The 14,886-nt window shown below is 38.1% G+C and carries 13 protein-coding genes and 1 pseudogene; 7 read left to right on the top strand and 7 right to left on the bottom strand.

All coding sequences use genetic code 11. The features are described 5' to 3' along the window. Positions 1–75: 75 nt before the first annotated feature. On the bottom strand, positions 76–1,011 hold the full coding sequence (locus PSF86_RS05845; RefSeq protein WP_277899120.1) for a DUF1254 domain-containing protein: 936 nt from the start codon (positions 1,009–1,011) through the stop codon (positions 76–78). Between the two features lie 46 nt (positions 1,012–1,057). Beyond that, positions 1,058–2,157, bottom strand: a pseudogene (locus PSF86_RS05840) (OmpA family protein). A 179-nt stretch (positions 2,158–2,336) separates the two neighbouring features. On the opposite strand from PSF86_RS05840, the gene PSF86_RS05835 reads away from it, so the two are divergent. Beyond that, a complete protein-coding gene (locus PSF86_RS05835; RefSeq protein ID WP_277899119.1) occupies positions 2,337–2,663 on the top strand; it encodes a YegP family protein in 327 nt (108 codons plus the stop codon). Between the two features lie 59 nt (positions 2,664–2,722). On the opposite strand, the gene PSF86_RS05830 is transcribed toward PSF86_RS05835, so the two are convergent. Beyond that, positions 2,723–3,742, bottom strand: coding sequence for a threonine aldolase family protein (locus PSF86_RS05830; RefSeq protein WP_277899118.1), 1,020 nt, complete (start codon positions 3,740–3,742; stop codon positions 2,723–2,725). 95 nt (positions 3,743–3,837) lie between these two features. Between PSF86_RS05830 and prfB the strand changes: the two genes are divergently transcribed. The 3 genes from prfB (at position 3,838) to PSF86_RS05815 (ending at position 7,991) form a co-directional block, all read left to right on the top strand. Then, on the top strand, positions 3,838–4,935 hold the full coding sequence (gene prfB, locus PSF86_RS05825; protein WP_277899117.1) for a peptide chain release factor 2: 1,098 nt from the start codon (positions 3,838–3,840) through the stop codon (positions 4,933–4,935). Positions 4,936–5,040: 105 nt separating this feature from the next. Then, positions 5,041–5,382: an arsenate reductase (glutaredoxin) gene (gene arsC, locus PSF86_RS05820; RefSeq protein WP_277899116.1), complete on the top strand. Its 342-nt coding sequence runs from the start codon at positions 5,041–5,043 to the stop codon at positions 5,380–5,382. An 86-nt stretch (positions 5,383–5,468) separates the two neighbouring features. Further along, a complete protein-coding gene (locus tag PSF86_RS05815) occupies positions 5,469–7,991 on the top strand; it encodes a TonB-dependent receptor (protein WP_277899115.1) in 2,523 nt (840 codons plus the stop codon). 48 nt (positions 7,992–8,039) lie between these two features. Here PSF86_RS05815 and PSF86_RS05810 read toward each other — a convergent pair whose 3' ends face one another. Then, positions 8,040–8,213, bottom strand: coding sequence for a hypothetical protein (locus tag PSF86_RS05810; RefSeq protein ID WP_277899114.1), 174 nt, complete (start codon positions 8,211–8,213; stop codon positions 8,040–8,042). A gap of 186 nt (positions 8,214–8,399) precedes the next feature. Here PSF86_RS05810 and PSF86_RS05805 point away from each other — a divergent pair, with 186 nt between their 5' ends. The 3 genes from PSF86_RS05805 (at position 8,400) to PSF86_RS05795 (ending at position 10,947) form a co-directional block, all read left to right on the top strand. Continuing rightward, positions 8,400–8,849 carry a hypothetical protein gene (locus PSF86_RS05805; protein WP_277899113.1) on the top strand — a complete coding sequence of 150 codons (450 nt, stop codon included), beginning with the start codon at positions 8,400–8,402 and terminating at the stop codon, positions 8,847–8,849. 103 nt (positions 8,850–8,952) lie between these two features. Further along, a complete protein-coding gene (fumC, locus tag PSF86_RS05800) occupies positions 8,953–10,350 on the top strand; it encodes a class II fumarate hydratase (RefSeq protein ID WP_277899112.1) in 1,398 nt (465 codons plus the stop codon). A 120-nt stretch (positions 10,351–10,470) separates the two neighbouring features. Beyond that, complete coding sequence (locus PSF86_RS05795; RefSeq protein WP_277899111.1) at positions 10,471–10,947, top strand: hypothetical protein; 477 nt, start codon at positions 10,471–10,473, stop codon at positions 10,945–10,947. Between the two features lie 139 nt (positions 10,948–11,086). Here PSF86_RS05795 and PSF86_RS05790 read toward each other — a convergent pair whose 3' ends face one another. The 3 genes from PSF86_RS05790 to PSF86_RS05780 form a co-directional block, all read right to left on the bottom strand. After that, on the bottom strand, positions 11,087–12,022 hold the full coding sequence (locus tag PSF86_RS05790) for a transposase (RefSeq protein WP_277899110.1): 936 nt from the start codon (positions 12,020–12,022) through the stop codon (positions 11,087–11,089). Between the two features lie 167 nt (positions 12,023–12,189). After that, positions 12,190–12,741 carry a transposase gene (locus PSF86_RS05785; RefSeq protein ID WP_277899109.1) on the bottom strand — a complete coding sequence of 184 codons (552 nt, stop codon included), beginning with the start codon at positions 12,739–12,741 and terminating at the stop codon, positions 12,190–12,192. Positions 12,742–12,852: 111 nt separating this feature from the next. Further along, positions 12,853–14,475 carry an ABC-F family ATP-binding cassette domain-containing protein gene (locus PSF86_RS05780; protein ID WP_277899108.1) on the bottom strand — a complete coding sequence of 541 codons (1,623 nt, stop codon included), beginning with the start codon at positions 14,473–14,475 and terminating at the stop codon, positions 12,853–12,855. Between the last annotated feature and the right edge of the window lie 411 nt (positions 14,476–14,886).

The following is a 14,886-nucleotide window of genomic DNA, read 5'->3' as shown; positions in this document are numbered from 1 at the left end:
TTGTTGTTGGGTAGCGGTATACTTACCAGTTGTCCTACTTGTAAAGTTTTCGTCCAGAAAGTTATTTGCCCATTGTCAATTACTTTTTCCTGGCCATTTGAGAGCATCTGGTACCCGATTGTTAAATGTAAGGGTACGCTGGCGTAACTCGCCTAATTCTGCTGCTTTTTTCAACAATTCTTTATCGACTTTACCTTCGAAAAAGCCCATATCATAAAGGTAGCTCATAATTACATCGTGCCTTTTATAACATGCCCCATTATTGAGTTTTACAAATTCCTTTATCAAGTCAAAAACTTGGGTTTCATCATACAGCATATCCATGAAATGTCCATCTGCCATTTTGTTGGAAGTATTATAGAATGTGGTAGCTGGAGGATTATCAGCATCTTTTAATGAATAGGTTTTTATACCCTCTTGCATAAATTTCACGGTTGCTTTTCTATCTCCATTTTTCACAAAACCACGAAGTAACCACACTATGGTATTGGCTGGAGATTTGTAATGAAAGTATCCTTCAGGAATTTCACCATTGTATTCAGGGGATGTAAATAAGTATTTACCACCTTTTCCTTTGTCTGGCCCCATTCCCCCTATATCTATAATATTTACCCAACCAGGAGCATTTGCCATTCCCATCATTCCAGCGGGAACTTCTACAACTACTGCACCTCCTTGTTCATTAAGGTTAACGGGATGTACTGCATATATAGTGGTACTATTTGCTGTTAAAACTTTTAGTTTAGCATTTACTGAAGTTTCCATGATACCTATATTTTGAGCTGTGGAACCTTCTTTAAGATATGAATTATACAAGGCCATAAAAGCGGCTTCAGGTTGCAAATCGCAATATGCACGTGTAAGGTTTTCCAAATCCCATTGTTTATAGATTTTTGTTGGGTCTAATGGTGGGTAGTGTCCATCCTCATGCTGTGCGAAAATGACAGTGTTACAGCAAAAAAAAAGTATTGAAATTTTGAAATGAATGTGCATTAAAGTTATTTTTTTCATTTTTAACTGGTTTTATCGTAAAATCTTTGCTAGTTGCCCATTATTCTTAATCATTTATAAGCCTAAATTCGGTTCTTCGGTTTACGGCATGTTCCCTTTCTGTACAAGAAACGCCATCGGCACATCTGTTTTTAAGTTTCGTTTCGCCGTAACCATTGGCTACCAATAGACTGGAATTAACTCTCTTGGAGATTAAATAGTTTGCAACTGCTTGTGCCCTTCTTTCTGACAATATCTGGTTGCTTTGCTTTGATCCACTGGAATCGGTATGCGAAGCCAATTCTATTTTAACTCCCGGATTTTGTTTAATTACGGGAATAAGATTGTCGTCTATAATTTTTTTGGCCTCAAGGGTCAAGGTATAACTGGCAAGATTCCAGTTAATCGGTAAAGCATTATATTCCACAAGCTTACATTCTACTTCTTTCCAAGTTGTAAGACCGCCTTTATCTTTTAAGACTTCTTTAGTTATCGTTTGGTACTCGGCTGGAACGGTTTCTTCTACCGTATATACATCTTTCACCAAAACGGTCTTTGTAACCTCGTCGTACTCTGCCGGAATCTCTACTTCCACTACTTTTGCAGGCTCAATAATTATTTTCTTGGTATAAGAAATTTGCTTCTCTGCAACTGGAGTTGAAACAGTGCTGGCATCTACATTTATCACCTCTTTAGGAAATGTTTCGTACTCGGCAGGGTAACCTTTATAGCACCAATACCTACAATCGTCGGGATTGGAAGACTCGCAATCGGGTGCGGGCGCCCCCAATTCCCATTGGGCATAGGCCGGTTTTATTTCTATAGTCTCAGAGCTTTGGGAGAATGTTGCAGGTACAACTTTTAAAATATTGGACCTTTCCTTTGATACATATGAAACAGTTTCTGTTTCCTATTTAGCAGGAACTACAGTTAGTTTTTACTAGCTTCTTTAACCAATACGCTTTCTGTTACTGTTTTATATTCAGCTGGATAGGTTTTTAATACTTTATGTGCTGGTTTTATCATTATTTGTACATCTTCATTCACATATGTGTCTGGAGTTGTACACCTTACATAACATTTCCCGGGCTCGGGATTGTTTGGGAGATCCTGTGCATAAATACCACAAGAAATAAATGTTAACAATAGTAATAATATTCTTTTCATTTTTTTATCTAAAAGATTAATAATGATTTCAAGAAAAACATATATGGATTTTAAATATTCTGCGCAGAACTGCCCATATTGTTAAGACAGCTAAATATTTTTTATAAAACCCAAAAATGCATTTCAAATTTTCCTATATTTATACTTATAGGATTTAACAAAAATAATATATTTCCATAATGTTTGAATTTTTTTACTCTGAAAAATCGAGTCAATTCTATTTTAATTTAAAAGCTCAGAACGGACAAATTATTTTGTCCAGTGAAATGTACCAGAACAAACAAGGAGCAGAAAACGGTGTAGCATCAGTAAAAAGGAATGCTGAAGATATGAGCAAGTATGAACGGAAGACTGCCTCCAATGGAAAGTTTTATTTTAACCTAAAGGCATCAAACGGGCAGATTATTGGGAAAAGCCAGATGTATTCTTCTGAAGCAGGCATGGAAAATGGCATCAATTCTGTAAAAAACAATGCTCCAATGGCCGGAGTTATCGATTTAAGTTGATTTTTTCAATAAACATATTTTCTCTCACTTAAAGAGAAATCATATATATTAAACGATATCTACAGGCCTGTTATAGTTTTTAAAACCTTTTCATGCATTTCATCCGTATAATCCAAATGGGTAACAATACGTAATTTTCCCTGCCCCATATGGATAATGGATATACCGTTTTTTTGGAGGGATTCCATAAATGGAGCAATCTCGACATCATCATTTAAATAGAAAATAAGAATATTTGTTTCTACCGGGTCTATGGCTTTTATATACGATGTTTTTTCAAGGACTTCGGCTATTTCCTTGGCTTTTTTATGGTCAATGGCCAATCTTTCAATATGGTTGTCCAACGCATATATTCCAGCGGCGGCCAAATAACCCGCTTGCCGCATGCCGCCCCCCAATACTTTCCTTATCCGTAGGGCTTTTTCCATAAATTCCTTGCTGCCCATTAATACAGAGCCCACGGGGCAGCCAAGGCCTTTGCTTAAGCAAACCGATATGGAATCAAATACTTTTCCGTATTGTTCGGCTGTTTCATTTTTTGCAACCAGCGCATTCCATAACCGGGCACCATCCAAATGTAACCCAAGCGAATTTTCATCGCATACCTTTCTTATCTTAATAATTTCAGGAAAATCCCAACAGGCACCTCCACCCCTATTTGCCGTGTTTTCGAGACATACCAATGTGGTAAGCGGACTGTGGTAAAAATCTGGTGGATTGATGGAATCTTCAACCGCTTCGGCTGTAAAACGACCATTATCCCCATTTATCAACTTGCAACTTACACCGCTGTTAAAGCTTACCCCGCCACCTTCGTAATTAAAAATATGCGCATCTTTATCGGCTATTAACTGCTCTCCCGGTTGTGTGTGCACTTTTATGGCGGTTTGGTTGGCCATGGTACCGCTCGGGAAAAACAAAGCAGCTTCTTTGCCAAACATTTGCGCAACTTTATGCTCTAGTTCGTTCACGGCAGGATCGTCCTTAAAAACATCGTCGCCAACCCTTGCGTTCATCATCGCTTCGAGCATTTCTTTTGTGGGCTTGGTAACGGTATCGCTAATAAGATTTATCTTCATGGAAGTTTCTATTTAGATGATAAAGTTAATACACAACGTTTAAAAAATACCCATCATTTAAAAAAGTGTTTTACTTTTGAAAAAAATAAAATTATATGATTACCACCGATCAGGTAAAAAATCTTGCTGAACGTACCGCCGATCTTAAAAAGTATCTCGACATTGAGCAAAAACTCATTGAAATACAAAATGAAGAAGAAAAAACCTTTGCCCCCGATTTTTGGGACAATCCAAAAGAGGCCGAGGTAATCATGAAAGAACTGCGGACCCAAAAAAAATGGGTGGAAGATTACAACAAGGCTAATACTTTAATAGCCGACCTGGAAGTTTTATTTGAATTTTACAAAGAAGGCGAAGCCACCGAAGAAGACATTGTTACACAATACGAAAAAGCAGCGGTCCTTATTGAAGCCATGGAATTTAAGAACATGCTCTCTGAAGAAGGCGATAACATGAGTGCCGTATTGCAAATAACCGCAGGTGCGGGCGGTACCGAAAGTTGCGATTGGGCCTCGATGCTTATGCGCATGTATCTTATGTGGGGCGAAAAGCACGGCTATAAAATTAAGGAACTCAACCATCAGGAAGGCGACGTGGCGGGCATTAAAACCGTTACATTGGAATTTGATGGCGATTTTGCCTTTGGGTGGCTAAAAAGTGAAAATGGCGTGCACCGGTTGGTAAGGATTTCTCCTTTTGACAGTAATGCCAAGCGCCATACCTCATTTGCATCGGTATATGTATATCCACTGGCCGACGATTCTATTGAAATCGATATCAACCCGGCCGATATTTCATGGGACTTCGCCCGTTCCAGCGGTGCCGGCGGTCAAAATGTAAACAAAGTAGAAACCAAGGCCATTCTAACGCACCATCCTACCGGAATTATCATTCATAACTCCGAAACCCGCTCTCAGCTAGAAAACAGGGAAAAAGCCATGCAGATGCTAAAATCGCAACTATACGAAATAGAACTTAAAAAAAGGCAAGCGGCAAGAGATGAAATAGAATCGTCTAAAATGAAAATTGAATGGGGATCGCAGATTAGAAACTACGTAATGCATCCCTATAAACTGGTGAAAGACGTTCGTACCAGCCACGAAACGGGCAATGTAGATAATGTTATGGATGGCGGAATAGACGAATTCTTAAAAGCTTATTTAATGATGATGGGCCAAAAAGACGAAGCTTAAAAAACGCCATAAACAATAACTATTCAATAATAAAAAATAACATATTCATATCCTTTGGCAAAGGGATTGATATATGAATATTTGTACGGAAACAAACAATAAAAAATGATAAAAATATATCACAACCCCCGCTGTAGAAAATCAAGGGAAGGACTACAGATATTGGAAGAATCGGGAAAAGATTTTGAAGTTGTAAAATACCTTGAAGAAATTCCAACAGAAAAAGAGCTCCGCAAAATAATAAATTGCCTGGGCATTAAGCCCATCAACCTTATCCGGAAAAATGAAACCATCTGGAAAGAAGAATACAAAAACAAAGTCCTTAACGATGATCAAATTATCGAGGCAATGCTAGAAAATCCCAAGCTTATTGAACGCCCAATTGTTATAAAAAACAATGTGGCCGTAATAGGGAGGCCCCCTGAAAATATTAAGGGAATTTTATGAAAAGTTTAACCATTTCGGGTTAAACCATGGTCTAAATTTGGCGTCTTACTTTTAAAAGTAATCAAAACTACTAATTCGCGCTTACTATGAAATTTAGACACTTCTGCTTTATTGCAGCTACATTGTTTTCAGCATTTATACATGCACAAAGACCCAATGCTGAAAAACAAATTACATTAACCGGTACCGTTATCGATTCAGAAACTGGTGAACCATTGGAATATGCCACCCTTGTGCTTCAAAGCATAGATAATCCAGAGCAGGTAACCGGTGGCGTTACAGACCAAACAGGTACCTTTAGTGTTGAGGCCCCTGCCGGAAAATACAATGTTAGGGTAGAATACATCTCCTATCGCCCATACACACTTAACAACCAGAATTTAACGCAATCAAAAGATTTTGGCACCATAAAACTTTCCTTGGACGTTGCCCAGCTTGATGCCGTAGAAGTTGTTGGGGAAAAAACAACGGTCGAAGTCCGCTTAGACAAAAAAGTATACAATATAGGTAAAGACCTTACTACAAGCGGTGCAACAGTTTCAGATGCTTTAAGCAATGTACCGTCTGTTACCGTAGATGTAGAAGGGGCCATAAGCTTGCGTGGTAACGAGAACGTTCGTATCCTTATTAATGGTAAACCTTCGGCCCTTGCCGGGTTTGGTTCTACGGATGCTTTACGCCAATTACCTGCCGATGCCATCGAGAAAGTAGAAGTAATTACCAGTCCCTCTGCCCGGTACGATGCAGAAGGTACTGCCGGAATTTTGAACATTGTCCTTAAAAAAGAAAAAACGCTTGGTTTTAACGGCTCTGTCAATATCAACACGGGATACCCAATTAACAGCAGGGTCAATGCCAATTTAAACTTAAGGACAAACAAATTCAACCTGTTTACAACCTTGGGGCATTTTTATAACGAGCCTCCCGGATATGCGTATTTTGACAATACTTATTTCGACTCAAAATATAGCAGGATTACCGAAGACAGAGATATGAACCGATTGAACAAAGGGGTAAATGCAAATATTGGGATGGAATATTTCTTGACTGATAAATCTTCAATAACAGGAAGTTTTTTTACGCGCTTTTCTGATGAACAAGACGGTACCGAAAACAATACCACCCGCTATATAGATACCGATATTGACAGTAGGACTTTGCGTAGGGAAATTGAAAACGAAGACGATAATACATATCAATACTCATTAAACTACACAAATAATTTTAATGATGAAGGCCATAAACTAACGGCCGATTTTCAATATTCAACAGATAAAGAAGATGTTAATACCGATATTGACGAAAATCAGTACTATCCAGATGATGAACTTATCAACTTAGAAAAGGTAACAGAAGTTGAAAAAGAAAACGAGTACCTTCTTCAGGCCGATTATGTTCTACCAATGGGAGATGCACAATTTGAAGCCGGTTACCGTGGTAATTTCGAAAAAAACACAAACGATTATCAATTAGATACTTACAACTTTTCCAGCGGAGAATTTGAAACCAACTACAATCTTTCAAATAAATTTACATACGAGCAAAATGTAAATGCTGTTTATTCGCAATACGGAAATAAACTGGGCAAAAAGTTTTCTTTCTTATTGGGCTTAAGGTTGGAAAACACCCGATTAAAAGGAAAGGTCGATTCTGAATTAGACGACGAGCAGCTCATCGATACTTTAGGATTTGATTTTGATCCCGATTTTGACAAAAATTACTTAGGCCTCTTCCCTACCGTAAACCTAACATATGAAATTAAGGAAAACGAAAATATAACTTTAGGATATAACAGAAGGATAAACCGCCCGCGTGGCTGGTTTGTAAACCCATTTCCTTCCAGGTCGAGCCGGGCCAATATTTTTCAGGGGAATCCAGATCTAGAACCTGCCTTTTCTGATGCTTTCGACCTTGGGTATTTAAAAAGATGGGAAAAACTCACCTTGACATCTTCAATTTATTACCAAAGGGAAACCGATGCCTTCGAAAGGGTCCAAACAGAAACGGGCCAACAAACATCCGACGGAATAGATATTATAAGGACCATCCCCATAAATCTTTCTACCAATCAAAGGTTTGGCGGCGAGGTCGGGGTTATGTACAATGCCATTAAGTGGTTGCAGTTTAACGGAAGTTTTAATTTCTTTAAGTTCAATACCGACGGGGAATACCAAGGCGTAGACTATGGAACCGAAAGCACCAGCTGGTTTTCCCGCTTGAGTGCAAAAGTAGACCTTCCGTCAAGTATAGACTGGCAAACCAATGGTTTTTATATGGGGCCAAGGCAAAATTCGCAAACAAAGTCAGACGGGATGATGTCTATCGACATGGCGCTTAGCAAGGATATTATGGGCGATAACGCTACGGTTTCCTTAAATGTAAGCGACTTGCTCAACAGCAGGAAAAGAAGGTCTTATACAGAATCTTACGACGATATGGGGAATCTTTCTTTTACTTCCGATAGTGAATTTCAATGGAGACAAAGACAATTTACAGTTTCGTTTATATACCGTTTCAACCAACCCAAAAACCAACGTGGAAACCGTGGTAACAGAAATGGTGGTGGCAATAATGGCGGAGATGAAGGCGGAGGGGAATTTGAAGGATAAAAACCCGAAAACAGAGATAAAAAAAAAGAAGCCAATTGGCTTCTTTTTTTATTTTTCTGATTTTGCTCTTTTGGCTTCTCTTTTTTCCTTAATCAATTCGATGATCGAGCCACCCAACCAATAAGGAATTACAAAGGTTAATAGAAATATCATCAACCAAAATCCTATGGTTAGGACGGTCATGATTGCTAAAAAGCCAAGATATTGGTCAAATTCAAACATAGTTTCCGGAAATTTTTCTGAATTCGCCTCAAAGATAAGCACAATTCTTAAGTTTTCGACCAATAAATTAAATTATTTATTTATGCCTCTATTTATAAAATCCCATTATAATTGCTATTTTTATATATGAATTAAATTCATAGAAGAATTTTAATCACATATAAACCAACCTTAAAATTATCACTTATGAAAAAATTATTCTTAATCGGCATTCTATTAAGCTTTATAACGGTAAACGCCCAAGACGACCAAGATTATGCCGACTTGTTAAAATCGACCGCAAAAGTTGAAGTCAAGTCGTTTATCTACGACGAACTTGAGCTTACCGAAACCGAAGAAAATGCATTCAACCCCGTATTTGATAAATATCTTGAAGAAAGCGGGAAAATTTCCGTGGAAAAAGCTGCATTATTCGATTCTTATGCAGACAACATGGACAATTATTCATCCGACCAAATAAATACACTCAACAAAGACGTGTTAAAAACTGATTTACAAAAAGTAAAAACCGACAAAAAATATTACAATAAGTTTGTTAAGGCCATTGGGGTTGAAAAAACCACTCAATTCTTTTTCCTAAAAAAGTATCTGGACAACATAGTAGAAGGGGCTAAACTGGATTTTTTGGCAGAATAGCTTCCCAAAATATTTCATTCAAAATATAAGGTCCACCATTAAATATAGAATAATAAACAAATAAAAATGTAAATTTGTACATCAAAAAAAGTTTATTAAATCTATGGATTTTAGAATAGAGAAAGATACTATGGGGGAAGTTCAGGTTCCTTCAAACAAACTATGGGGTGCACAAACAGAGCGTTCCAGAAATAATTTTAAAATAGGTACGCCGGCATCCATGCCAATAGAAATTGTGCATGGTTTTGCATATTTAAAAAAGGCCGCAGCATATACCAATTGCGAATTGGGCGTTTTACCCATTGATAAAAGGGACATGATTGCCCAAGTGTGCGACGAAATTCTTGAAGGCAAGCACGACGACCAGTTTCCATTGGTTATTTGGCAAACGGGATCGGGCACGCAGAGCAATATGAATGTGAATGAAGTTATTGCTAACCGTGCACACCAATTGGCAGGCAAAAAAATTGGCGAAGGCGAAAAAACACTTCAGCCAAACGATGATGTCAACAAGTCGCAATCTTCCAACGATACCTTTCCAACAGGAATGCATATAGCCGCCTACAAAATGGTAGTAGAAAATACCATTCCAGGGGTTACACAACTTAGAAATACCTTAAAAAAGAAATCTGCAGAATTTAAAGAAGTAGTAAAAATAGGGAGAACACACCTTATGGATGCTACGCCCCTAACATTGGGGCAAGAGTTTTCAGGTTATGTTTCTCAACTGGATCACGGGTTAAAAGCCCTTAATAATACTTTAGAACATTTATCTGAACTGGCATTGGGCGGTACAGCCGTTGGAACTGGTTTAAATACCCCGAAAGGGTATGCAAAACGTGTAGCCGAATTTATTGCTAAATTTACGGAACACCCTTTTAAATCGGCAGACAATAAATTTGAAGCCTTGGCCGCACATGATGCTTTGGTGGAAACACACGGTGCCCTAAAGCAATTGGCGGTTTCATTGAATAAAATTGCCAATGATATCAGGTTAATGGCTTCGGGACCAAGAAGCGGTATTGGCGAAATTATAATCCCGGCCAATGAGCCCGGAAGCTCGATCATGCCCGGAAAAGTAAATCCGACCCAATGCGAAGCCTTGACCATGGTCTGCGCACAAGTAATGGGTAACGACGTAGCCATAAGCGTTGGCGGAACTCAAGGTCATTACGAACTTAACGTATTTAAACCAATGATGGCCGCAAACCTTTTGCAATCGGCAAGGCTTATCGGCGATGCATGTATAAGCTTTGAAGAACATTGTGCCAACGGAATAGAACCCAATACCAAACGCATTAACGAGCTGGTAAACAATTCATTAATGCTTGTAACGGCCTTAAATACCAAAATAGGATATTATAAGGCTGCCGAAATTGCAAACAAAGCTCATGAAGAAGGGACTACTTTAAAAGAAGCTGCATTGGCCTTAAAGTATGTTAGCAACGAAGAATTTGATGAATGGGTTAAACCCGAAGATATGGTCGGTGGCCTAAAATAGGCCTATTCCAGTTGTATAAAATAAGAAAAGCTGTTTGAAATTACTTTCATGCAGCTTTTTTTATTAATTTCATTTTAAATTCTTTAAACACAGAAGTAGCAATCCAAACAATATTCAACAATGAAGTATTCAGGAAAAATCATATTAATTTTAAGCATTTTAGCATTTACAGCTTGTAAAAAAGAACCCAAAAAAGAAGAAATAAGGGAATTAGAACAAATTTCTACAGATGAAATTATTGATAACCTTCCAGAAGTTACTTGCTATTTGTATGTAAAAGGGAAAGACTCCATCCAAATGATGTTAGAGCAGGAAAACGATTCTATTACCGGGACTTTGGCCTATAAGTTTTATGAAAAAGATAAAAGTCATGGCACATTATCCGGAAAAATTAACGGTGATATTTTAAAAGCAGATTATAATTTTATGGCTGAAGGAACTACTTCCATTCGGGAAGTCATTTTTATGAAAAAGGGAAATTCTTATGTTCCGGGGTACGGTGAAACACTTGAGAAAAATGGAAAATTTATTTTTAAGGAAAATTCCAAAATAAACTTTATGGACGAACAAGCACTTAAGAAAGTGGATTGCGATTAAAAAATTATTTCTTGGAACCGGCTATTCCCAAGGCTACACCGTTGAGGAATTTTAAGATTAAAAGGAGCCAATAATCCTTATAAAAACAATATAACATTTAAAAGAGGCTGTCCAAAAAGGATAGTCTCTTTTTTTATCCTCATGCCTTCAGATAAATCAGATGAACTTGATTATTATAGATTTTGGTAGAAAAGTTGATTTTCATATACTTTTTAAGGTATTTGCTAAAAACGGCTAAATTTTCAGAGGTATATAGGGATAAAGTAGCCGTTAACTTGCGTAGGTTGTGTCCAATGGCCATTAATGCGAACTCCAAGTTAACTTTGGATAAGCCTCTATGTGTAAACCGATTAAATTTATTATTGAATTTGAGTTGCCCGAAGACCGCCTCCGGCTCTATGGGTCGGTTACTACGGTGTACCAGGCCCTGGTGACTGATTAAAGGCTTTTTGGCTTGTGCCCTGAGTTGAACCAATCGGTTATTTACCTTAATGATTCGGTTTCCTTCTGCTTTGTGGCACATCCCCCGGAGCGGGCAATCTTCACACCTGATGGCCTGATAATGAGTAACTGTGGAGGCATATCCGGTGCTGCTTTTGCGTTTTTCGGTTGCTATGTTTTCAAAATATTGCCCCATGGGGCATACATAATAGTCTTCCTTGGCATTGTAATAGAGGTTCTGCACTAAAAACGGATTGTTTTTATATTTTCGCTTTTGTTCCTGATGGAAGTAATTGTATTTTACATAGACAGTAATTCCCTTGTCTTGCATGAGTTCATAGTTTTCTTCACTACCGTAACCTGCATCGGCCACTACTTCCTTGCTCTGTTTGTTGTAGTGCTGCTCAAAACCTGTTAAGTGGGGTTTGAGCGTGGTGGTATCCCCTGGATTTTGGTGGATAGAAAAGTGAGCGATAAACTGTTTTTCAGTACTGATCTGTGCGTTGTAGGCGGGTTTCAACTGACCGTTTTTCATATGGTCGTCCTTCATCCGCATAAAGGCGGCCTCCTTATCGGTCTTACTGTAACTATTGCGGTTGCCTAAGACCGCTAGTTGGCTTTCGTATTTCTCCAACCGGGGCAGGTGTTTTCCTTGGAGTTCTTTGAACTGTTTTTTCTTTTGCTTATCTAAAGCAGGGCTGTCCTTTAACTTTTTATTGATCCGGGCCAGTTCCTCTTTGAGCAGCTGGCCATTAATTTTTTTGGGCAGGGCGTCTTGATTGCTCTGTTGGTTTTCAGAGGCTATATATGTGCATCAATAGAAGCCAAAACGGCTTGTATTTTTTCTTCCAGTTTTGTTTTGTGCCTTTCAACGGATTTGCGCCATACAAAGGTGTAACGGTTCGAGGCCGCCTCTATCTTGGTACCATCGATATATTGCACCTCCAGGCTTACATACCCCATCTTTTGCAATAACCGGACGACCTCTGCAAACAGATGATGGATCTGACCTTTCAGGCGTTTGCCCCTAAAATAATTGATGGTCCTAAAATCAGGCGTGCTATTACCGGAGATCCACATAAAATGGATATTCTCCCGTAAGGATTTTTCGATTTTCCGGCAAGAATAGATGTTGCTCAGATAGCTGCAGAACAATACTTTAAGCAGCATGCGGGGATGGTAACTGCTGGTGCCGCCTCCTTTGTAGGTACGCAGTAGAACACTAATGTCGAGTAAATCGACTACTTGGGACACCAATCGTACAGGATGGTTGGTTGGGATTCTTTCAAAAATATCTTCTGGAAATAAACTCGGGTTATCTAAAGACCCGGATCTGAAAACAGGCTTGGGCATAACACATTGTTTTATACCTTCAAGACACCCATTTTTAGAGTTTTATAAAAATAAAAAGACTGCCTAATTTCCTTTTTAGACAGCCTCTTTTATATTAGATTTATATGGAAATTATATTTTTTCGTACATTTTTTTACGCTGTTCCTTTATTGAAGCATCATTCATATAATCATCAAATGATAAATATCGATCGATAGCACCATTTGGGGTTAATTCTATTACCCTATTGGCAACGGTTTGTGCAAACTCATGGTCGTGAGTTGTAAGCATAATGGTTCCAGGGAATTTTTTCAACGAATTATTAAAAGCCGTAATACTTTCCAGGTCCAAATGGTTTGTGGGTTCATCGAGCATTAGTACATTTCCGCGTAGCATCATCATCCTACTTAGCATGCAACGTACTTTTTCACCTCCAGATAGTACACGCCCTGTTTTTAAGGCTTCTTCTCCACTAAAAAGCATTTTGCCCAAAAAGCCACGAACATATACTTCTTCTCTTTCTTCTTCGGTTTTTGCCCATTGGCGCAACCAATCGACCAAAGTTAGGTCGTTATCAAAAAAACCTGAATTATCAACCGGAAGATATGCTTGCGTTGTGGTAATTCCCCATTGAAACTTACCCGAGTCTGGTTTTAAATTTTCGTTTATAATTTCATAAAAAGCTGTTGTTGCCCTAGAGTCCTTAGAAATTACGGCAACCTTATCCCCTTTTGCAAGGTTAATATCTACCTTTTTAAATAAAATATCCCCATCAATACTAGCCGACAGGCCTTCTACGTTTAATATTTGGTCTCCAGCTTCGCGTTCACGCTCAAAAATAATGGCGGGATAACGCCTGCTGGAAGGTTTTATATCGTCTATTTTTAATTTTTCCAGCATTTTTTTCCTGGAAGTGGCCTGCTTACTTTTAGCAACGTTTGCACTAAACCGCTGTATAAACTCTTGCAATTCTTTTGCTTTATCTTCTGCCTTTTTATTTTGTTGCGCCCGTTGTCTAGCTGCCAATTGGCTACTTTCGTACCAAAAAGTATAGTTACCGCTATATAAATTTATTTTTCCAAAATCAATATCTGCAATACTGGTACAAACCGAATCTAAAAAGTGTCTGTCATGAGAAACCACTATTACTGTATTATCGTAATTTGCCAAAAAATTCTCCAACCAAGAAATAGTTTCAAAATCTAAGTCGTTGGTAGGCTCATCCATAATCAATACATCTGGGTTACCAAATAATGCCTGTGCCAACAACACCCTTACTTTTTGCTTACCATCGAGGTCGCCCATTAAAGTATAATGTAAATCTTCCGTTATGCCAAGGTTTGATAGTAAAGCCGCAGCATCGCTATCGGCATTCCACCCGTTCATTTCTTCAAATTCAACTTGTAACTCTCCTATCCTGTCCGCATTTTCATCAGAATAATCCGCATATAATTCATCCATTTCCTTTTTAACAGTAAAAAGAGGCTTATTTCCACGGAGTACGGTCTCCAGAACTGGATATTCATCATAGGCATAGTGATCCTGCTCTAAAACAGACATACGTTTTCCCGGTTCCAAATGCACATGCCCACTGGTTGGCTCTTGAACACCCGATAATATTTTTAAAAATGTTGATTTTCCTGCTCCATTGGCTCCAATAATTCCATAACAATTCCCTTGAGTAAAGGTAACGTTCACTTCATCAAATAAGATTCTTTTGCCAAATTGAACAGATAAATTAGAAACTGATAACATTCATTTTTTCTTTTACAAATTACGGGTGCAAAAGTAACAAATTATAACATGTTATCCAGTATCTATTTAAAGAACTCATTTAAAAAAGAAAGAGGAACTATTTCTAGTTCCTCCTCCCAACGTTAAAAAAATATATTAATCATTACTTACTTCTTCTATAATAAATTCACTTCGTCTGTTTTCTTGATGTTCGGATTCGCTACATTGTACACCGTAAAGGTTACTATTAAGGATTTTGGATTCATACATACAAACCCATTTTTATTTTTTTAAGAGGTAACGTATAGGATTATGACCAATTATTTCATTTCTATTTACTGCCTTAAAATGGCAATAAAAGTTTCTTGAAATTTTGTATTTACCTCACCTGTCCCGATGGTTATCGGGACTGCCAAAAGAGACAGTTACGAC

This window comes from Galbibacter pacificus, from assembly GCF_029603165.1.
In the GTDB taxonomy this organism is placed as follows: Bacteria; Bacteroidota; Bacteroidia; order Flavobacteriales; family Flavobacteriaceae; genus Galbibacter; species Galbibacter pacificus.
Note: the sequence above shows the minus strand (reverse complement) of the source record. Positions and strands in the feature narration are given on the sequence as shown.